This is a genomic window from Herbinix hemicellulosilytica (genome assembly GCF_002904165.1).
Classification (GTDB): domain Bacteria; phylum Bacillota; class Clostridia; order Lachnospirales; family Lachnospiraceae; genus Mobilitalea; species Mobilitalea hemicellulosilytica.
The window spans coordinates 138,246-158,368 of the sequence record NZ_CVTD020000008.1 but is presented as its reverse complement, the minus strand read 5'-3'; the positions used below and the strand labels follow the sequence as shown (position 1 = coordinate 158,368).

At 38.8% G+C, this 20,123-nt stretch carries 19 protein-coding genes; 4 read left to right on the top strand and 15 right to left on the bottom strand.

What is annotated here, in order from left to right; genetic code table 11:
• Positions 1 to 85: 85 nt before the first annotated feature.
• From HHT355_RS01740 to ilvD, 4 genes are all read right to left on the bottom strand, one after another.
• Positions 86 to 1,264 (bottom strand): phosphoglycerate dehydrogenase, encoded by a 1,179-nt coding sequence (locus HHT355_RS01740; RefSeq protein WP_103201734.1) that lies wholly within the window; start codon positions 1,262 to 1,264, stop codon positions 86 to 88.
• Between the two features lie 89 nt (positions 1,265 to 1,353).
• A complete protein-coding gene (serC, locus tag HHT355_RS01735; protein ID WP_103201733.1) occupies positions 1,354 to 2,445 on the bottom strand; it encodes a 3-phosphoserine/phosphohydroxythreonine transaminase in 1,092 nt (363 codons plus the stop codon).
• A gap of 114 nt (positions 2,446 to 2,559) precedes the next feature.
• Positions 2,560 to 4,245 carry a biosynthetic-type acetolactate synthase large subunit gene (gene ilvB, locus HHT355_RS01730; protein ID WP_103201732.1) on the bottom strand — a complete coding sequence of 562 codons (1,686 nt, stop codon included), beginning with the start codon at positions 4,243 to 4,245 and terminating at the stop codon, positions 2,560 to 2,562.
• A 15-nt stretch (positions 4,246 to 4,260) separates the two neighbouring features.
• A complete protein-coding gene (ilvD, locus tag HHT355_RS01725; RefSeq protein WP_103201731.1) occupies positions 4,261 to 5,934 on the bottom strand; it encodes a dihydroxy-acid dehydratase in 1,674 nt (557 codons plus the stop codon).
• Between the two features lie 261 nt (positions 5,935 to 6,195).
• Between ilvD and HHT355_RS01720 the strand changes: the two genes are divergently transcribed.
• From HHT355_RS01720 to ytvI, 3 genes are all read left to right on the top strand, one after another.
• Positions 6,196 to 7,242, top strand: a complete 1,047-nt coding sequence (locus tag HHT355_RS01720) for an inorganic phosphate transporter (protein ID WP_103201730.1) — start codon at positions 6,196 to 6,198, stop codon at positions 7,240 to 7,242.
• Positions 7,243 to 7,409: 167 nt separating this feature from the next.
• Positions 7,410 to 8,036: a DUF47 domain-containing protein gene (locus HHT355_RS01715; protein ID WP_103201729.1), complete on the top strand. Its 627-nt coding sequence runs from the start codon at positions 7,410 to 7,412 to the stop codon at positions 8,034 to 8,036.
• A gap of 31 nt (positions 8,037 to 8,067) precedes the next feature.
• Positions 8,068 to 9,129, top strand: a complete 1,062-nt coding sequence (ytvI, locus tag HHT355_RS01710; protein ID WP_103201728.1) for a sporulation integral membrane protein YtvI — start codon at positions 8,068 to 8,070, stop codon at positions 9,127 to 9,129.
• A 122-nt stretch (positions 9,130 to 9,251) separates the two neighbouring features.
• Here ytvI and HHT355_RS01705 read toward each other — a convergent pair whose 3' ends face one another.
• The 10 genes from HHT355_RS01705 to leuB all read right to left on the bottom strand — a co-directional run bounded on the left by HHT355_RS01705 (position 9,252) and on the right by leuB (position 18,486).
• Positions 9,252 to 9,434 carry a DUF1540 domain-containing protein gene (locus tag HHT355_RS01705; RefSeq protein WP_103201727.1) on the bottom strand — a complete coding sequence of 61 codons (183 nt, stop codon included), beginning with the start codon at positions 9,432 to 9,434 and terminating at the stop codon, positions 9,252 to 9,254.
• 72 nt (positions 9,435 to 9,506) lie between these two features.
• Positions 9,507 to 10,430 carry a DUF2935 domain-containing protein gene (locus HHT355_RS01700; RefSeq protein WP_103201726.1) on the bottom strand — a complete coding sequence of 308 codons (924 nt, stop codon included), beginning with the start codon at positions 10,428 to 10,430 and terminating at the stop codon, positions 9,507 to 9,509.
• 296 nt (positions 10,431 to 10,726) lie between these two features.
• Positions 10,727 to 12,586 carry a DUF1538 family protein gene (locus HHT355_RS01695; protein ID WP_103201725.1) on the bottom strand — a complete coding sequence of 620 codons (1,860 nt, stop codon included), beginning with the start codon at positions 12,584 to 12,586 and terminating at the stop codon, positions 10,727 to 10,729.
• The gene (locus HHT355_RS01690; RefSeq protein WP_103201724.1) at positions 12,583 to 13,260 is read right to left on the bottom strand and encodes a transcriptional regulator; all 678 of its coding nucleotides are present in this window, start codon (positions 13,258 to 13,260) and stop codon (positions 12,583 to 12,585) included. Before HHT355_RS01690 ends, HHT355_RS01695 begins: the two co-directional genes overlap by 4 nt.
• A gap of 48 nt (positions 13,261 to 13,308) precedes the next feature.
• Positions 13,309 to 13,560, bottom strand: a complete 252-nt coding sequence (locus HHT355_RS01685; RefSeq protein ID WP_103201723.1) for a helix-turn-helix domain-containing protein — start codon at positions 13,558 to 13,560, stop codon at positions 13,309 to 13,311.
• 363 nt (positions 13,561 to 13,923) lie between these two features.
• On the bottom strand, positions 13,924 to 14,667 hold the full coding sequence (locus HHT355_RS01680; RefSeq protein ID WP_158245860.1) for a LysM peptidoglycan-binding domain-containing protein: 744 nt from the start codon (positions 14,665 to 14,667) through the stop codon (positions 13,924 to 13,926).
• Between the two features lie 66 nt (positions 14,668 to 14,733).
• Positions 14,734 to 15,147: an EamA family transporter gene (locus HHT355_RS01675; RefSeq protein ID WP_103201721.1), complete on the bottom strand. Its 414-nt coding sequence runs from the start codon at positions 15,145 to 15,147 to the stop codon at positions 14,734 to 14,736.
• A 321-nt stretch (positions 15,148 to 15,468) separates the two neighbouring features.
• Complete coding sequence (gene leuD / locus HHT355_RS01670; RefSeq protein WP_103201720.1) at positions 15,469 to 15,957, bottom strand: 3-isopropylmalate dehydratase small subunit; 489 nt, start codon at positions 15,955 to 15,957, stop codon at positions 15,469 to 15,471.
• Between the two features lie 15 nt (positions 15,958 to 15,972).
• Positions 15,973 to 17,238 (bottom strand): 3-isopropylmalate dehydratase large subunit, encoded by a 1,266-nt coding sequence (gene leuC, locus HHT355_RS01665; protein WP_103201719.1) that lies wholly within the window; start codon positions 17,236 to 17,238, stop codon positions 15,973 to 15,975.
• A 159-nt stretch (positions 17,239 to 17,397) separates the two neighbouring features.
• Positions 17,398 to 18,486, bottom strand: coding sequence for a 3-isopropylmalate dehydrogenase (gene leuB / locus HHT355_RS01660; protein ID WP_103201718.1), 1,089 nt, complete (start codon positions 18,484 to 18,486; stop codon positions 17,398 to 17,400).
• Between the two features lie 153 nt (positions 18,487 to 18,639).
• Here leuB and HHT355_RS01655 point away from each other — a divergent pair, with 153 nt between their 5' ends.
• Complete coding sequence (locus HHT355_RS01655; protein ID WP_103201717.1) at positions 18,640 to 19,533, top strand: LysR family transcriptional regulator; 894 nt, start codon at positions 18,640 to 18,642, stop codon at positions 19,531 to 19,533.
• Between the two features lie 8 nt (positions 19,534 to 19,541).
• Here HHT355_RS01655 and HHT355_RS01650 read toward each other — a convergent pair whose 3' ends face one another.
• On the bottom strand, positions 19,542 to 19,997 hold the full coding sequence (locus HHT355_RS01650; protein WP_103201716.1) for an SH3 domain-containing protein: 456 nt from the start codon (positions 19,995 to 19,997) through the stop codon (positions 19,542 to 19,544).
• Positions 19,998 to 20,123 lie beyond the last annotated feature (126 nt).

The window sequence follows — 20,123 nt, the reverse complement described above, 5'->3', positions numbered from 1 at the left end:
ATGATCTAATCATATGCTAAAAGCCGCTTCCCCCATAATATTATTTAAAATACCATATACAAATTACCAAATATTATTATACTGTTTATTTAACCACTCTAACCTTAATTACGCCCTCTATTGAGTTAAGTTTAGAAATAACGTCTCCGTTAATAGTTGAATCTACGTCAATTACAGTGTACGCATAGTCGCCTTTACTCTTATTTACCAGATTTGCTATATTTACATTTAAAGCGGAAAATACACCGGTAAATTGAGTAAGCATCTTAGGAATATTTCTGTGAAGTATAGTTATGCGCCCCAAAGCTGCACATTCGCCTGCATCACAGTTTGGATAATTTACCGAATTTATTATATTTCCTTTCTCAATATATTCCCTAAGCTGTTTTACAGCCATCATCGCACAGTTATCTTCCGATTCCTCGGTAGAGGCACCAAGATGCGGTATTGCGATAACCCCTTCCATATTGGCCGTTTTATCGTTAGGGAAATCCGTTACATATCTGGCAACTTTTCCGGATTTTAAGGCTTCGGCCATATCATCATCGTTAACCAGAAGGTCTCTCGCAAAATTCAGGATAATAACTCCGTCCTTCATTTTATCGAAGGCCTCTTTATTTATCATCCCTTTAGTACTGCTGCTCGGATCACCATTGTCTATCAGCGGAGCATGCAGTGTTATGTAGTCACACTCTCTATAAATTTCATCCCTGCTGTTTACCGGAATAACATGTCTTGACAAACTCCAAGCTCTTTCAACAGAAATAAACGGATCATAACCATATACGGTCATTCCCAGATGCACAGCAGCGTTTGCTACCAGAACGCCGATGGCACCTAAACCTATTACTCCCAATTTTTTGCCCTGAATTTCTTTACCGGCAAATTTGCTCTTGCCTTTTTCAACTAACTTTGCCACTCCCGGTTGATCCTTTATAGTCTGAACCCAATTTACACCACCGATAATATCACGGGAAGCAAGCAGCAAACCTGCAATTACCAGTTCTTTAACCCCGTTGGCATTGGCTCCGGGAGTATTAAAAACAACTATACCTTTTTCCGCACATATATCCACAGGAATATTGTTAACGCCGGCTCCGGCTCTGGCAATTGCTTTCAGGTTGTCGGAAAACTGCATATCATGCATGGATGCGCTTCTGACCAGTATTATGTCCGCTTCGTCTACATTATCCGTCTTTTGGTATTTATCCGTAAATATATTTAGTCCCACCGGTGCAATCGGGTTAAGACAACTGTATTTCATATGGATAACTCTCCTTTCATATACAGATTAATTTTATCCGGGCCTGTCAACCGCAGCCATAAATTTTCCGGCTTTTATCCACAATTTATTTATAACCGGGATAAATTCTCATCCTCAAATTTCTTCATAAACTCAACAAGAGCCTTAACTCCGTCGATCGGCATAGCATTATAAATACTTGCTCTCATACCACCTACGGTTCTGTGACCTTTAAGGTTCTCAAACCCTGCGGCTTTGGCTTCCTTTATGAATTTTGCATCCAGTTCGTCACTTCCGGTTATGAAAGGAACGTTCATTAGGGAACGGTCTTCTTTTGCCACTGTTCCCTTAAACAGCTTGCTTTCATCCAGGAAATCATAAAGAATCTTTGCTTTTTCTTCGTTTCTTTTCTTCATGACTTCAAGTCCGCCCATTTTCTTTACCCATTTAAATACCTTGCCGCATATGTAAATACCATATGCTGGAGGAGTATTATATAACGAATTATTGTCTGCATGAATCTTATATTTGAGCATTGTAGGTGTTCCGGGCAAAGTATCTTCCGTTATCAGGTCTTCTCTTATAATAACGATAACTACACCTGCAGGTCCGATGTTTTTTTGTGCTCCGGCAAACATAACCCCGTATTTTGTAACATCAACCGGTTCTGACAATATGCAGGAGGATACGTCTGCTACAAGGGGTTTACCCTTGGTGTTCGGAAGAGTTTTAAATTTGGTTCCGTAAATAGTGTTGTTTTCGCATATGTAGACATAGTCTGCATCCTCGGATACAGGAAGATCCGAGCAATCCGGAATATAAGAAAAAGTTTTATCTGCTGAAGAAGCAATTATATTGGCTTTTCCGTATAAACATGCTTCCAGATATGCTTTTTTAGCCCATTGTCCGGTAACAATATAATCTGCCACTTTGTTCTTCATCAGGTTCATAGGAACCGCAGCAAACTGCTGGGAAGCTCCTCCCTGAACAAACAGCACCTTATAATTGTCCGGGATATTCATAAGTTCCCTTAAGTCCTTTTCTGCTTCTTGAATGATTTCCTCAAAAGCCTTTGATCTGTGGCTCATCTCCATAACAGACATTCCGGTGCCCTTGTAATCAAGCATTTCTTCTGCCGCTTCCTTTAATACTTCTTCGGGAAGCACGGCAGGTCCAGCTGAAAAATTATAAATTCTTCCCACTATCATATCCTCCCTTATTAACTGTTTCGATGTAATATGATATAACTTTAGTTAAATAAAGTATTGAATATATTATAGAACTATGTTATTTTTTTGTCAATTCTTTTCCGATATTTAGTTTGATTTTAAATCTTCTTCAGTAAATACTTCTTCTATCGGAGCTCCCGGAGCAACCATAGGCCATACTTTTTCGTCACAGTCTATAATGCAATCTACCAGTACAGGCTCATTCTGAGACAAAGCTTCTTTTAGTATACTTTCCGCTTCATCCTGTCTGGTAATCCGGTATGCCTTTGCTCCCATAGCTTGTGCCAGTTTGACAAAATCAACCTTGTCGTTAAGATCCGTATATGAATATCTTCTGCCGTAGAACAAGGTCTGCCACTGGCGAACCATTCCCAGTACCTTATTATTCAGAACCACTTCTACGATAGGAATATTATATCTGGTGGCTGTTGCCAATTCGTTCATATTCATTCTGAAGCATCCGTCACCGGCTATATTGATTACTTTTGCGTCAGGTCTTCCTACCTTGGCCCCGATGCTGGCTCCGAGTCCATATCCCATGGTCCCTAAACCGCCTGAAGTAATAAAGGTTCTGGGCGAAGTATATTTATAATACTGGGCTGCCCACATCTGATTTTGCCCTACTTCGGTAGTTATAATTGCTTTGCCTTCGGTTAATTCATATATCTTTTCTATTATATAAGGTCCTGTTAGAATATCTTTCCTGTAAGTCATAGGGAACATGGCCTTCATATCGGTAATATGATTAAGCCACTCTTTATGATCCTGTTTATCCAGCATGCTGTTTAGTCTCTTTAAAACTTCTTTTACGTCCCCTACTATCGAATGATGTGATATAACGTTTTTGTTAATTTCGGCAGGATCTATATCTATATGAAGAATCTTAGCCTTACGGGCAAACTGCTTGGCATTGCCGGTTACTCTGTCGGAAAATCTTACGCCTATAGCAATAAGAAGGTCGCACTGGGTAATGCCTAAGTTTGAAGGCTTTGTACCGTGCATACCTACCATACCCGTATATCTGGGATCGGTTCCGTCAAAGGCTCCTTTGCCCATCAAAGTATCGGCAACCGGTGCATCAACCTTTTCTACAAATTCCTTTAATTCGTCGTATGCATCGGATATGACTGCACCGCCTCCTACCAATATAAAGGGTTTTTCGGACTTGGCGATCATTTTAACGGCTTCTTTCAGATCTTCATCAGTTATTTGGTCCGAACTTCGTTGAATCGGAGGGATGTCAACCCTTGTATATTCAATTTTATTGGTAGGAGCGGTTACATCCTTAGTAATGTCTACCAGTACCGGTCCCGGCCTTCCGGATTTGGCTATATGGAAGGCTCTTCTTAAGGTATCTGCCAGTTTATTTATATCCTTGACTATAAAATTATGCTTGGTTATGGGCATTGTTACACCCGCTATATCAACTTCCTGGAAAGAATCTCTTCCAAGATAATCTACCGCAACATTCGCAGTAATGGCAACCATAGGAACACTATCCATGTAAGCGGTTGCAATACCGGTAACCAGATTGGTGGAACCGGGACCGGAAGTAGCCATACACACGCCAACTTTACCGGTGGCCCTTGCATAACCGTCTGCCGCATGGGATGCTCCCTGCTCATGGGAAGTAAGAATATGTCTTATTTCGTTTTTATGTTTATACAGTTCGTCGTATATGTTTAAGATGGCCCCTCCGGGATAACCGAATACCGTATCTACTCCCTGTTCCTTCAAACACTCTATAACGATTTGCGCACCTGATAATTCCATATAACAACACCTCCATCAATCCTTCATTTGTACCTCGAGGATAGCTCCGCGGTTGCCTGATGTAACCATCTGTGTATACCGAGCAAGATATCCTGTGGTAATCTTAGGTTTACGGGGTTTCCAATTGGCTCTTCTTCTTGCCAGTTCTTCTTCGGACACCAAAACATTGATAGAATAATTATCTATATCAATATTTATTATATCTCCTTCTTCAATAAGAGCTATATTTCCGCCTACCGCAGCTTCAGGCGACACATGGCCGACACAGGCTCCTCTGGATGCTCCGGAGAAACGTCCGTCGGTTATAAGAGCTACGCTTGAGCCCAGTCCCATTCCCATTATTGCGCTTGTAGGCCCTAACATCTCTCTCATACCCGGACCGCCTTTAGGTCCTTCATATCTAATGACTACCACATCACCCGGATTAATTTTTCCGCCAAGAATAGCAGCCACGGCATCCTCTTCGCAGTCAAATACCCTTGCAGGCCCTTCATGTTTTAACATCTCCGGTGCCACGGCAGACCTTTTAACCACACCGCCGTCCGGAGCAAGATTACCTTTAAGAACCGCTATTCCACCGGTCTTGCTGTAAGGATTGTCAATAGGTCTTATCACTTCATAATCTAAAACCACACAATCTTTTATGTTTTCTCCTACGGTTTTTCCGGTAACGGTTATCAGGTCTGTGTTAATAAGTCCCTTCTTATTAAGTTCGTTCATGACAGCATACACACCGCCAGCCTCATACAGGTCTTCCATATATGTAGGGCCGGCAGGAGCCAGATGGCAAAGGTTAGGCGTTCTTTCACTGATTTCATTGGCTATATCTATATTTAAATCCACTCCCGCTTCATGGGCAATGGCAGGTAAATGCAGCATAGTATTGGTGGAGCAGCCTAGAGCCATATCCACAGTCAGGGCATTAATAAAGGCTTCCCTGGTCATAATGTCTCTTGGCCTAATATTCTTTTCAAGCAGTTCCATGATCTTCATTCCTGCCTGTTTTGCCAGGCGGATTCTTTCAGAATATACGGCAGGGATAGTTCCGTTGCCTTTAAGTCCCATACCTATTACTTCTGTAAGGCAGTTCATTGAATTAGCCGTATACATACCGGAACATGAACCGCAGGTTGCACAAACTTTATTTTCATATTCTTCCACTTCTTCGGCTGTCATCTTGCCTGCGGTATATGCGCCTACAGCTTCAAACATACTGGACAGGCTCTTTTTTTCACCTTTTATTCTTCCTGCAAGCATGGGGCCTCCGCTTACAAATATAGTAGGAATATTAATCCTTGCCGCTGCCATTAAAAGCCCCGGTACATTTTTATCGCAATTCGGAACCATAACCAAAGCGTCAAACTGATGAGCCATAGCCATGGCTTCCGTAGAGTCCGCAATCAATTCTCTTGTTACAAGCGAATACTTCATTCCCTGATGTCCCATGGCTATTCCGTCACAAACCGCAATAGCAGGAAATACAACAGGAGTTCCTCCGGCCATTGCCACTCCGATTTTGACCGCATCGACGATTTTATCAAGATTCATATGTCCGGGAACAATTTCATTATAGGAACTGACGATACCGATAAGCGGTCTATGTAACTCTTCCTTCGTAAACCCCAGAGCATTAAATAAAGATCTGTGAGGGGCCTGCTGAATCCCTTTCTTGACTGCGTCACTTCTCATAACAATTACCACCTTTGAATTTATATTTATACATTTTTTATTTCTTAACTTTCGTTATATTTCACTTTAAAGTAGTACAGTATATAATAATGTATTTTATTACAAAAATCAATCATAAAATTACTTTAAATTATGAAAATTGATTTAAAATTAGTTAATTATTATACAATATTACTTTTTATATTGCTTACTTTCAGTTTTAATGTTACTATTTTAATGTTATTGGGTAAATAATAATCATATGCTTTAGGAGGCACAATTATGACTATTTCTTTAGCTGAATTCCTACGGCAGCTGACAAATCCCGCTTTATTCATTACTTCGGCCTTGATACTCGGGGTAATATTGGTTAACGGGTGGACCGACGCACCCAATGCAATTGCAACCTGTGTATCCACCAGATCAATAACCCCAAAAAATGCCATAATTATGGCATCTGTTTTTAACTTCTTAGGTGTTCTCATAATGACTATGGTTAATAAGTCCGTCGCAGAAACCATATCAAATATGGTTTACTTCGGCGAAAGCCAAGATGCCTTAATAGCACTATGTGCCGCTTTAGTTGCCATAGTTGTTTGGGCTACCGCAGCCTGGGCTTTCGGTATACCTACCAGTGAATCCCATGCCCTGATTGCGGGAGTTACGGGAGCAGCAATAGCTCTGCAGGGCGGTAAAGGAATAAACGGGAAAGAATGGATGAACGTTATTTACGGTCTGTTTATGTCAACTATTTTAGGTTTTGTATTAGGCTATGTAGTTACAAAAGTTATCGGCCAAATCTGCAAAAACATGGACAGGCGTAAAACAACCAAGGTATTCAAAGGTGCTCAGATTGCCGGAGGGGCAGCCATGGCATTTATGCATGGAGCGCAAGACGGTCAGAAATTTATGGGTATTTTTATGTTGGGAATAGTTTTATCCAACGGTAATGGCAACGTGAACCAATTCGAAATTCCCATATGGCTTATGATATTATGTTCATTAGTAATGGCCCTGGGAACATCCATCGGCGGTTACAAAATAATTAAAACCGTAGGTATGGGTATGGTTAAAATGGATACTTATCAAGGATTTTCCGCAGATACCGCAGGGGCAATAAGCCTGCTTGCTGCATCACTGGCAGGAATTCCGGTCAGTACCACCCACACCAAGACCACTGCCATTATGGGAGTCGGAGCATCCAAAAGGTTATCCAGTGTCAACTGGAGTATTGTAAAAGAAATGGTTGCAGCATGGATTCTTACATTTCCCGGTTGCGGCCTGTTAGGATACCTTATGGCATACTTGTTTATGAATATTTTTAAATAGCATCAGATTTGTCTATACTTATTAATGCCTGAATTAAATCCGAAAAAAAATAACAAGCAAATTAAATATTAAATAAAATCAAATCTATCTATAATATAAGTAACATTATATTTAAAAACTAATATTTTAATTACAAAATACAAATCAAAAAAGGAAGGAACTGCAAGATGAAGAAAAGTAAAAAAGGATTCAATTATTTTGAAGCTTTTGTGAACTTATCAAAATACTCATTGTCTTCGGCAGAAATTCTGCATAAAACGTTAGCCGAGTTCAAGGCATCCGAACTTCCAAATAAAGTTAAAGAAATGCATGAGATCGAGCACAGCGCAGATATAGCAAAGCATGAACTTATGAATCATTTGGTTAAGGAATTTCTTCCGCCGATTGAACGGGAGGACATTATCACCCTGGCTCAAGGAATAGACGATGTAACTGATTGCGTTGAAGATGTATTATTATTTATCAATATGTTTAACATTAAAGAAATCCGTTCCGGTATATTAAAATTCACTGAGCTTATCTCTACCCTTTGCAAGTCTTTACATGATGCACTTGTTGAATTTCAGAACTTTAAAAATTCTAAAACTCTTCATGGAAAAATTGTAGAAATCAACCATCTGGAAGAAGAAGGAGACGGTCTTTACATGGAAATGATGCGTGGCCTTTACTCTTCTTCAAAAGATGCAATTGAACTTATGACTTGGACTGAAATACTGCATAGACTTGAGAAATGCTGCGATAAATGTGAAGATGTTGCTGATACTATGGAGCAAATTGTTATGAAAAACTCATAATTGAAAAATACCCGGAAAGGCAATTTACCTTATGAATATTGAAAAACAGAAAGCTTTTATCTTGCATGTTATCTATATCGTATTTATCCTAGGGCTCGGATATATAGCAATAAAATATATCCTACCCCTTTTAATGCCTTTTGTTATAGGATTAATAATTGCCATACTGTTCAGACAAGTAATCGATTACATAGAAAAAAAGATTCGTATTAAACGTTCCTTCGTATCTATATTTATACTTATCATATTCTACGGAATACTTGCATTTATAATAAGTATAATCGGAGCTAAGGCATTTACCTTCCTAAAGGAACTGTTCGGTCAATTGCCCGACTTATACAGAAATACTATAGAGCCGGCTTTGGACAAGGCAGCAACCAATTTAATCAATCAATTTCCCGACATAAAACCTTATGTCGAGGATTTTCTACTTAATATCAGTGATACTATCTTTTCTTATGTTAAGAACGCTTCCGCAACCGTTATATCCAAAATAACGGGACTTGCCGGAAAGGTTCCGTCTCTTTTAATAAAATTGATATTCACTATTGTATCATCATTTTTCTTTACCATTGATTATTATAAAATATCAGACTTTTTAATGCGTCAATTTAACGGCAACAGCAGGGATATGATTTTAAGGCTTAAAGACAAAGGCTTAGGTACAATAGGTAAATTTATTAAAGCTTATACTGCAATTTTATCCATAACATTTGCCGAATTGTCTTTGGGTTTTTTGGTGCTTGGTATTCCCAATCCCTTCTTATTTGGCGCTATGATTGCTCTTATAGATATAATGCCAATTCTGGGAACCGGCGCTGTATTACTTCCGTGGTCAATAATAGCATTAATACTCGGAAATACAAAAATAGGTATCGGTATGTTCATCTTATACATTGTAATTACAGCCGTACGCCAAACGATAGAACCCAAAATTGTCGGCGGCCAGATAGGCCTTCATCCGATTATTACATTAGTGCTTATGTATGTAGGTGCAAAACTGATGGGTGTACTTGGCCTTTTACTGCTTCCGGTTATTGCAACTATAGTTAAAACATTAAATGACGAAGGAACTATTAAGCTTTTTAAGTAGAACGTTATAAAATTTATAAAAAAACTCAAATAAAGAGAGTGTCCCAAATTATATCTTAAGCTTCGTCTTAACAACACGCTTGGATAAAATATTTGGACCACTCTCTTTTATTAATTATTTTTTTAACTGAACGAATCACTTTTTTTAACAAATGTAGCGCAGTCTGTATCTTCGGAATCCGAAGCATTCCTCGGCTCTACCTGTATCTGTTCTGCAGCACAATGATCTCCTGCCATATAATATTCACAGGTATTGACAACACAGCGTACTCCTTCATTAGGTTTATCCATCTTTTTGATTGCCATTTTTATTCCCTCCAAATCTTTAGTTTGCTCTACTATTATCTGCTTTTGCAATTTAAAAAATACATTAATTTTTTAACATTGACGGAAAATTTTTAAAAGATTAAGATAATGATTGGCTTCACGAAGTACATGGTCTCCCAGCAAAGGCAGAATAATCGATTTTATCTTACAATCCAAAAGCCCTTCGGTTCCCTGTGCTTTAAAATCACGGATATTTTTGGTAGCCCTTAAACTTTCATCGGTTATTTGCATATAATCTACAGGCGTACATCTGTCCATGGCATCCTTAGCTTCATCGGTAAGCCTGTCAAATTCCCGGCCGAAGCGGTCTGCAGCATCAAACAGCTCTTCTTCTGAAGGATCAAGTAAACCGCGTATAAATTTTGCATGTTCGCCCATTATCTGATTCCAAAATGCTTCCTGTTCGAGCATTTCTTTTTTCACATTTATTGTTTCCCTTGCCTGAAGTTTTTGAATAAGGCGACGATACAGCCTAGCCTCTCTTAAAATGTGTTCAATGAGTAAAGGATAATTTAAAGTAAACATCTTGCAAGATAAAACCTCATTAAGAATATTTGTTTTAAACCTTATGATGTTGTCCAGCAAACTTAAGGCTCTTCTGTTGAGTATAAATACTTTCCGTTCCATGGTCGGATGACAATCATTACCAGCCACTAAAGCTTTTTCTTTCTGTGTAATTTTTGTTCTGAAATTAACTCCTGTATAAAACTCTGTCAGCTTTTCGGCTTCCAATGTATATTGTGTAATGATTTCACCTGAAGCTATTACTGTCTTACTTATAACCCCATTTGCCAATTCGACGCAATCTTCAAGAAAATCATCAAAAGCCATCCTTAGCTCATTTGCATATTTGATATATTTGTTATCCTTCGGAGTAAAACCGACTTGTAAGAAAAATGCATGCTCTTTCATAATTCTTGCAAAAAAAAGATGAGTTTCCAGGGACTGTCTTATATAGTCCGTTCTAGATAGCATAAAACCTCCTGAAATATTATTAACTGTTACTATCAGTTTATTACTTTTATAAAATACAGTTCCTGGTATTAGAATAATTTATTTATATATAAGAAATGACGATTGTAAAAATTAATTATAGGTAGCCAAAATTTCTTAAATAGCAAAAAACCTGCCGCAATTTACGTCATATACGATGTATAATACGTATGACAATATATTGCGACAGGCGTTTTTATAATTTTATGTTATTTGCGCACATTATCTAAGAATTTTATATCAGTTATCCTCAAATTCCAATTAATCATACATATATATCAAACTGTTGCAGTTGAAGTTTCGTCACTTGAAAAGTCTTTAATCAGGGCAAATGTCGGTGAGATATATACCGCCACTTCACCCTTCTCAACAAGCTCGGTATCCTTAAGTATAAAATCTGCAACGTTTTCGCTTTTATCTATATCTGTAATAAGGCATATAAGTTCCTTTTCTGGCATTAATTCGATATTAACAATAGGCAATATAACCGTGGGATGGTCCGTGCCGCCTCTTCCGTGAAAGACAGTGGCGCCCGTAGCTCCCGCCTCTCTTGCCAAATCAACAACATATCCTGCATAGCCTCTGTTTACAATAGCTATAAGGCAATCATGATTAAAATCACTGACAGCTATCGGCATATCGGCTACTGAGCCTGTTTCTTCGGCAGAATGTTTAAGTTCAACAACTTTTCTGCGTTCAAATATTGTTCCCAAAGCCATAATCGAAAGAACCGGCGCTGTTGCCACCATGGCAATAACTCCAAAACCGTCAACAAGAACATTGGCTGTATCTATGACTGTGGCAGCTCCCTGTGCCAATGCAAGGACAAAGGTGGCAGTCATTGGACCCGAAGCCACTCCTCCGGCATCATAAGCAATTCCGACAAATACAGGGTTTGACTTAAATGAAAGAAACACTGCCAATGCAAATCCCGGAAGAATGAAATACCACAGTTTAACCTCAGGTACAACAATTCTAACCATTGAAAGGGCAATTGCGGTTCCGACTCCCAAAGATAAGGTCATTCTGATTAAATTTATTGGGATATAACCACCTGTAACCTCTTCTATTTGGGAACCAAGCACATGTACCGCAGGCTCTACAAGAACGACTATAAGACCTAGTACAAATCCTATTCCTATTAACAGGCTGCTGCTCATTTGCGCCAATTCCATACCTATTATTCTTCCCATATCCATAAAACCGCAATTAACGGCTGTAAGAAAGATTACAAGACCGAGTAAGCAAAAAATAAGACCTTTTATAATCTGAACCATTTCGCTCTTTTTAATTTTAAATTTAGTAAAATTATATATAAAAAATAATATTGTTATCGGAAGTAATGCAACAAGAGATTCTATAAATATATGTGGAACTGCTTCAAGTATAGGGCCAATAACTCCCTTTTGGAAAATGTACTCTCCAGCATCTCCATGGATGTTTTTCTGCCCGGATATTATAGACAACAACATGACTGCAAGTATAGGCCCAGCACTCATAATTCCAACAAGGCCGAAAGAGTTTTCCTCAGCATATTTGCCGCCTTTAACATTGGAAAGTCCAAGAGATAATGCAAGTACGAAAGGAGTGGTTAAGGCTCCTGTGGTCGCACCTGAAGAATCAAAGGCTATTGCCAGAAATTCCTGAGACACAAGTAAACCTAAAATAAGAATTATGCCATATGTAACTGCCATAAATCTGTTAAGGGGTCTGTCTCTTAGCAATCTGAAAATTCCTAATGTAACCATAGCCCCTACACCTATAGAAACCATATAAACTATCAGGAATGAACTTAAAGTTCCTCCGGATGCTTCCTCAATCTGATTTCCGAGAATAAGCAAATCGGGTTCGGCAACGGTAATAAGAAAACCTAAAAGAAAACCAAGTACGGCGATTTTTACGGGAGATTTTGAAGTGGCAACCTCCTTTGACATATACTCACCTATGGGATTCATTGCCATATCTACACCCCATAGGAAAATGGTAAGCCCAATAAGAAGGAGGACACTGCCAACTAAAAAACGGAACAAAACATCAGTGCCAACATCCACTATAGTAAAGCAGATAATGAGCACCAAAACTACAACAGGAATAAGTGTTTTAGCTACCTCTTTTACCTTGTCAATCAGTGAGCTCATGATGTCCCTCCTTTACGATCTTCGGCCTTGTCTTCAAAGAGCCCGCTAGTTCTGCTTACAGGAAGAGTAAAGATTATACCGTTTCCGGGCTTGTTAAGCTCAAGATCGTTATATATTCTCATTTTTATTGGAACAGCCTTTTCTTTTCTGGTAACAATAAGGACAGTATCCTTTTGGGGCTCTATAGCAAGATGAAAATAAGAATCTACCGGTACCCCGGCACCGTGACCATGAATCAAAGTACCTCCGCGGGCTCCTGCTGCCCTTGCAGCTTTTATGCAGTCCATGCCCCTTCCTTTTTCGACAATGGTAAATATACAACAATGGTTAAATCTTTCATCATCTATGGAAATATTGTGCTCCTGAGAAGAATTATTCAATGTCCGGCGTTGAAAAGGAATTGAAAATGCTATGCCTTTGTTCTTTTTTGACAGATTAAATGATTGACTGATTTGATCATGAAGATTTGTATCCAATTCATCGGATGCAGGAATCAAAAGAATTTCTTTTCTTGTTTCAGTTAAGCCTAAAAAATCCAATAGTTTGGACTGAACGGTGCCTTCCCCCAGTAGAATTGTACCGCTTGTTGCACCACATTCTCTGGCTTTGCGAAGAACGGCATTCGCTTTGCCCCTGTCAACAATAGTGAAAAATATGGTATCTATTTTAACCACTCCTATCTATTTTATAATTAGTATCAATTTATGAGCTGTTTACATTGCCTAATCCGCTTGTCCCGAATAATGATTATTATTCAAATCAGCTTTATCAGAATCCGGAATAATCTCCATAATGTCACCTATGTCACAGTGCAGTGCCAGGCAAATCCTTTCCAACACATCGGTTGTTATATTTTCGTTTTTACCCAGCTTTGCCATGGACGAATGGCTAATTCCTGCCAAAGCACAAAGGTCCTTTTTCTTCATATCTCGATCAATTAAAAGCTTCCAAAGCTTTTTATAGCTTATAGACAATGTGATCACCTCTCCCAGATAAATACGCTATTACTATAATAACACAAAAATTCAGTATTCACAATACTATATGCAGCGAATGTAACTTTATGTCTGTGATCAGATACTTATTTGTCTTGATAACAGAATCGAACACCCGTTCTAATCCTTAATTATTTAAACAAAAACGGCTTTGTACCCCATGATACGGTTGCCCCGATATCATACAGTCGACACTTTATCATCTCAGTCTGACTGTGGGATTTACAAAGCCGATAAAACCTTTGTTTTGAATTATTCACTTTTTAATTATATTTTTTAAGCTGCCGGAAATAAATACCCAATATCCGCAACTAATACGATATACTATGAATTATAGGATAATTATCCGGGAAATTGAGTTGCAATGCCTTCAGCCATCATATCCGCCATTTCCATAGCCTGATTGTATATATCGTCAAATCCATCAATTGAAGCCTGGTAATTTTGCTCAAGCAAAAGCATTGTATTTTCTGCAAGTAACTGAAGATGCTCCATCAACATAGCATTCCAGTCTTCAGTGCTCCAATTAGGATTAATTTGGCTTAAAAATTCTGCTATCCGTCCGGCATTATCTGTCCAACTTTGCCATACCTCATCCATTCTTGCCTCTTCGTTTGCTTTGGCTGCTGTCACAAAATCTGCAGCTAATGTGATATGATTTCTGAACAAGTTCTCAAACGTCTGTGCGGCCTCATCACCGTAATATACACGAATCCCTTCGGCAAAATCCTGGGCATTGCGAAGAAGCCTTTCGGTAGTATATTGTAAATCAGGAAGATCAAAAATAATACCCAGAATTACCATCCTGGTCCACATGATATGTTGTCCCCAAAGTGTATGGAAATAATCCAATAAATCCGGCAACATCATATCAATTTCATCCATATCGTCCATATCATTATCCATTGGAGACGAAGGTATGAAGCCTAAACCCGGCCTTATATTAATTACTTGCCCTACCTGAAGATTATGCGGGTCAACCCCAGGATTTAATTGCATTATTGATTCAACCGTTGTATTGAATATCTGGGCCAGCATCCAAAAGGTGTCATAAGGCCGGATTGTATATCGTATAACACCATTCATATCAATTATCATCACCTAATATAAATTCTATTTTAGATTATGATAATCGATATAAAAAGGTGACTGTTAAAATACCAATACTAAAGTTCCGGCTGCTATTAATAAGCCTCCGATTACTGTTTTTAAGGATACGGTTTCTCCCAAAAAAATAAATGCTAAAATCATCGTAAAAACGACACTTAATTTATCTATAGGAGCCACCTTTGATACTTCTCCCAATTGCAATGCCTTAAAATAAAAAAGCCAAGAAGCTCCTGTAGCAAGTCCTGATAAAACCAAAAACCACCAGTTCCTGCCTGTCAGGTTTGGTATTTCCTTATGTTTTCCTGTAAAGAATACAATTCCCCAAGCAGCTAAAAGAACTACAAATGTTCTGATGGCAGTAGCCAGATTAGAGTTAACTCCTTCCAGCCCTTTTTTTGCCAGAATTGATACCAATGCTGCAAATATGGCAGACAATAAAGCATATAAAATCCACATAATATCACCTTTTGTATGTTTTTTAATTATTTTAGCACATCTTCTTATATTATAAAATAATAATAATTAATCATAGATACTTTACACCAGTAATATCTGCGCAAAAAAGAAAAAAATACCTGCCATTATTTACCGTCACATCTATATTATCAGATGTGACAGTGATTACTGCAGGTATTTGTAAAGGCATTAAGATTTATAAAAAATCCCCTGTTATTCAACTATATCTTACCAAACATTTACTATAGCTTCATTTAACAGAAATTTTAGTGATATCACTAATATAACTCATTCAATTTTTATGCCTTATCACAAATCTATCTAAAACTTAGAATTAATATAATTTATTAGCCCTTCTGCCTTAATAATCTCTTGCATAAATTCCGGGAAAGCCTGCCCTTTGTACTGTCTGTTCTTAGTTAAGTTGTAAATAATCCCCTTATCAAAATCAATTTCAACCTCATTTCCCGCTTCTATATCTTTTGAGGCTTCAGGACATTCTATTATAGGCAGGCCGATATTAATAGCATTGCGGTAAAATATTCTGGCAAAGTTTTCTGCTATTACACAACTAACGCCGGATGCTTTTATAGCAATCGGTGCATGTTCCCTTGATGAGCCGCATCCAAAATTCTTGCCTGCAACTATTATGTCACCGGGTTTTACCCGTCCGGCAAAATCCGGATCTATATCCATCATGCAATATTTTGCCAATTCCTTAGGCTCGGATGTGTTTAAGTATCTTGCCGGTATTATAACGTCAGTATCCACATTATCGCCGTATCTGTGTACTATTCCTTTTGCTTTCATTGCAAATCCCCCTTCCTACAGCCCAAGTTCCTCAGGACTTGATATTTTGCCGGTAACCGCACTGGCGGCTGCCACTGCCGGACTGGCAAGATAAACTTCCGAATCTACATGTCCCATCCGGCCGACAAAGTTCCTGTTGGTTGTTGAAACGGCCCTCTCTCCGGCTGCAAGAACTCCCATATGCCCTCCAAGGCAAGGTCCGCAGGTAGGTGTGCTGACAACAGCACCGGCTTTTATAAAGGTGGCAATAAGCCCTTCTTCGAGAGCCTGAAGATAAATCTTCTGGGTAGCAGGAAAAATAATAACACGAACACCTTTGGCTACCTTTTTTCCTTCTAATACCCTGGCAGCTGCCCTTAAATCATCCAGTCTTCCGTTGGTACAGGAACCGATGACAACCTGATCGATCTTTATATCTCCGACCTCATCGATCGTACGGGTATTTTCAGGAAGGTGAGGAAATGCTACCGTAGGCCTTATTTTATCGAGTTCTATTTCATAAACCTGTTCATATTCGGCATCCTCATCGGCTTCATATATGGTATAAGGCTTGCTTGAATGTTCTTTCATGTACTGAATTGTAACATCATCTACGGAGAATATTCCGTTTTTTGCTCCTGCTTCGATGGCCATATTGGCTATGGTAAAACGGTCATCCATACTCAGGTGCGCTATCCCGTCTCCTACAAATTCCATACTTTGATATCTAGCCCCGTCAACACCGATCATACCTATGATATGCAGGATTATGTCTTTGCCGCTAACCCATTTTGCCGGCTTTCCTTTAAGTATAAACTTAAGGGCGGAAGGAACTTTAAACCAGGCCTTACCGGTAGCCATACCCGCAGCCATATCGGTGCTTCCGACACCGGTTGAAAATGCACCCAAAGCTCCGTAAGTACAGGTATGGGAATCTGCACCTATAACCACATCCCCCGCTACAACAAGGCCTTTTTCAGGAAGAAGTGCATGCTCAATCCCCATTTCACCGATTTCAAAGTAGTGGGTAATATCATATTCTTTTGCAAAATCTCTCATGCATTTGCAGTTCTGTGCAGACTTGATATCCTTATTCGGAGTAAAATGGTCCGGTACAAGAGCAATTTTGTCCTTATCAAATATTCCTTTCTTTTTCAGCTTTTCCATCTCTTTTATGGCAACGGGAGCCGTGACATCATTGCCGAGAACCAGATCCAAATTCACTTCGATTAATTGGCCCGCACTTACCTTGTCAAGTCCCGCATGGGCAGCTAAAATTTTTTGCGTCATTGTCATTCCCATATACATTCCTCCCCTATTTTAAATTAATCTTCCAATTATGTATTAACATTCTCTAAAATATTTAAAGAAGATAAAATCGTTTTAACATTAGAGTTTTTATAATTTTTATTATCTAATCCATTTACCGATTACCATTTAGGCTTGCTATGCCCTAACTCTTTAGTTTATTATTTCGTCGGCAATAAGATCACCCATCTTATCCGTACCTACCAAAGTCTTTCCGGGGGACATTATATCGACGGTACGGTATCCCTTTTTAAGTACATTTCTGACAGCGTCTTCTATCACAGCCGCTTCTTTATCCAGATCAAATGAATACTTAAGCATCATAGCCGCTGACAAAATAGTAGCAATAGGATTGGCTTTATTTTGTCCTGCAATATCCGGAGCCGAGCCGTGTATAGGCTCATATAGGCCAAGCTTGGTTTTTCCGAGGCTTGCACTGGCAAGCATCCCAATAGAGCCTGTTATCATGCTGGCTTCATCAGAGAGAATGTCACCGAACATATTCTCCGTAAGAATAACGTCAAACTGGCGAGGATTTTTTACAATCTGCATGGCGCAGTTATCAACCAGCATATCGGTAAACTCCACATCAGGATAATCCTTTGACACTTCATGGGTAATCTGCCTCCAAAGCCTTGAAGAATCAAGAACGTTAGCCTTATCTACGCTGCATACTTTCTTTCTTCTCTTTCTTGCGATTTCAAAGGCACATCTGGCAATTCTCTCAATTTCTTTCTCGTTATATATAAGAGTATCTACTGCAGTCCTTAATCCTTCCACTTCCTTGGTCCATCTTTCACCGAAGTATAATCCGCCGGTCAGTTCCCTTACCACAACAAAATCAAAACCGTCACCGATTATATCCTCTTTTAGAGGACAGGCACTCTTTAATTCGTCAAAAAGAACTGCCGGTCTTATATTGGCAAAAAGATTTAAACCTTTCCTTAAAGCAAGAAGACCGGCTTCCGGCCTCAGATTCGGAGGAAGGCTGTACCAGTTGGATTTACCCACATCTCCCCCGACAGCACCCAAAAGAACCGCATCACAGCTTTTTGCCGTCTGAAGCGCTTCGTCCGTAAGGGGTACTCCTGTTATATCGATCGATACCCCGCCCATCAACACCTCGGTATACTGAAAATTATGCCCGTATTTTCTACCTATAACGTCCAGAATTTTTTTTGCTTCAGCAATAATTTCGGGTCCGATACCGTCCCCTGGAATTACCGCAATTCGGTAATCCATCTTATATCACCCCCACACTTGATTTATTGCTATTCGACCTATTGATATTTTACCATATGGACTGGTATAATAGAAATACATATTAAGAATGGTTACTATAACTCTAAGTTATATCTTGTGTAAAATATAATAAATCAAAAAGGATGAAGTATTATGAATAATCTGTTGTCCTTATATAATGTATTTAACACAGTCGCCGCAACAGGCAGCATATCTCAGGCTGCAAAAGTACTCTATGTGAGCCAGCCAGCAATCAGCAAAGCCATCACAAATCTTGAAGAATGCTTAAATCAGGTTTTGTTTGTCCGTAATTCCAGGGGAGTAAAATTGACTGAAGAAGGACAGATACTTTATAAGTACACAAAAGAAGCTTTTGATATTTTAAAACAGGGCGAAGATCATATAAAACGTATACAAGAACTGGGGATCGGACATCTTAAAATCGGTGTCAGCGCTACCTTGTGCAAATATATTCTGCTTCCTTATCTGGATCGTTTTCTGAAAACATATCCCCATATAAAAATAACGATTGAAAGCCAATCTACCATTCATACCCTAAAACAACTGGAAAACGGCACTTTAGACATAGGGCTTGTGGCTAAACCGGCCAATCTGAAAATGTATGAATTCATTCCTGTAGCCGAAATCGAAGACGTTTTTGTAGCCACCAAAGATTACCTGGATAATCTGAGGCTTCGGGAAAAATATGAAGATCTCTTTTCTGCAGCCACTATATTGCTTTTGGATGAAGAAAATATTTCACGGAAGCATGTAGAAGAATATTTTAAGGATAATAACATTATCCCGCAACATATACTTGAAGTAAGCAGCATGGACCTATTAATAGAGTTTGCCAAAACAAGCCTTGGCGTTGCCTGCGTTATAAAAGAATTTGTGTCTGATGAACTTAACTCTGGCCGACTTATTCTTATTCCTCTTAAAAAACCTATAAATAAAAGAGAGGTTGGATTTTGCTACAGCAAATCAGCCTACCTCTCTGATTCTTTAAAAAAACTTATTGATTTTGTACGTTTAAAAAATGAATAACTTATAATTTACTGCGACGGAGTAGGAGGTGATATATACGGAGGAACAAAATCCACAAGGAATTCTGCACTTACGTAGCAAATCTGCCCTTTGTACATAAAACTTGCCCAACCGTCCTCTATTGAAATTACTTCTACCGGTTCTGTATGAACCAAAAACCCCACCACATTATCTTCTGCTGTTGTCGGTGAAGACCTGACATTTAATATGGCTCCGAAAGTATTTAGCTTAACATATTTTGTTGTAGTTTGACCGATAACAACCGGTTTTTCCGCATCCTCAGACTCTTCATTCTGGCCATCCGTATCGTCAGTGATATCATTAGGCACATCATTTTCTTCTGTAAGATCGGGAATTTCCGGTGCAGGAGTAGGAATAAAATAAGCTTCCTTATCTTCACTTTTACATCCTGCAAATAATACTACCAAGGCTGCCAAAAAAATATATAAAAGTTTGCTTTTCATAAAATCACTCCAACGTTTAGATGTCTTATAAGAATATCGTCCTATACAATAATATCATATTTGTCCTCTTCTTCCAACTACCTTATAAAAATAAATTTTTTAATAAAATTATAATTATAATATCAT

Coding starts and splice junctions, on each gene's coding strand:
- HHT355_RS01655 (WP_103201717.1), top strand. CDS start 18,640: ATGAATAATCTGTTGTCCTTATATAATGTATTTAACACAGTCGCCGCA.
- leuB (WP_103201718.1), bottom strand. CDS start 18,486: ATGGATTACCGAATTGCGGTAATTCCAGGGGACGGTATCGGACCCGAA.
- HHT355_RS01715 (WP_103201729.1), top strand. CDS start 7,410: ATGAAGAAAAGTAAAAAAGGATTCAATTATTTTGAAGCTTTTGTGAAC.
- HHT355_RS01700 (WP_103201726.1), bottom strand. CDS start 10,430: ATGCTATCTAGAACGGACTATATAAGACAGTCCCTGGAAACTCATCTT.
- ilvB (WP_103201732.1), bottom strand. CDS start 4,245: ATGGAATTATCAGGTGCGCAAATCGTTATAGAGTGTTTGAAGGAACAG.
- HHT355_RS01675 (WP_103201721.1), bottom strand. CDS start 15,147: ATGTGGATTTTATATGCTTTATTGTCTGCCATATTTGCAGCATTGGTA.
- HHT355_RS01720 (WP_103201730.1), top strand. CDS start 6,196: ATGACTATTTCTTTAGCTGAATTCCTACGGCAGCTGACAAATCCCGCT.
- HHT355_RS01695 (WP_103201725.1), bottom strand. CDS start 12,586: ATGAGCTCACTGATTGACAAGGTAAAAGAGGTAGCTAAAACACTTATT.
- ilvD (WP_103201731.1), bottom strand. CDS start 5,934: ATGAGAAGTGACGCAGTCAAGAAAGGGATTCAGCAGGCCCCTCACAGA.
- HHT355_RS01680 (WP_158245860.1), bottom strand. CDS start 14,667: ATGAATGGTGTTATACGATATACAATCCGGCCTTATGACACCTTTTGG.
- ytvI (WP_103201728.1), top strand. CDS start 8,068: ATGAATATTGAAAAACAGAAAGCTTTTATCTTGCATGTTATCTATATC.
- HHT355_RS01740 (WP_103201734.1), bottom strand. CDS start 1,264: ATGAAATACAGTTGTCTTAACCCGATTGCACCGGTGGGACTAAATATA.
- leuD (WP_103201720.1), bottom strand. CDS start 15,957: ATGAAAGCAAAAGGAATAGTACACAGATACGGCGATAATGTGGATACT.
- HHT355_RS01705 (WP_103201727.1), bottom strand. CDS start 9,434: ATGGCAATCAAAAAGATGGATAAACCTAATGAAGGAGTACGCTGTGTT.
- HHT355_RS01650 (WP_103201716.1), bottom strand. CDS start 19,997: ATGAAAAGCAAACTTTTATATATTTTTTTGGCAGCCTTGGTAGTATTA.
- leuC (WP_103201719.1), bottom strand. CDS start 17,238: ATGGGAATGACAATGACGCAAAAAATTTTAGCTGCCCATGCGGGACTT.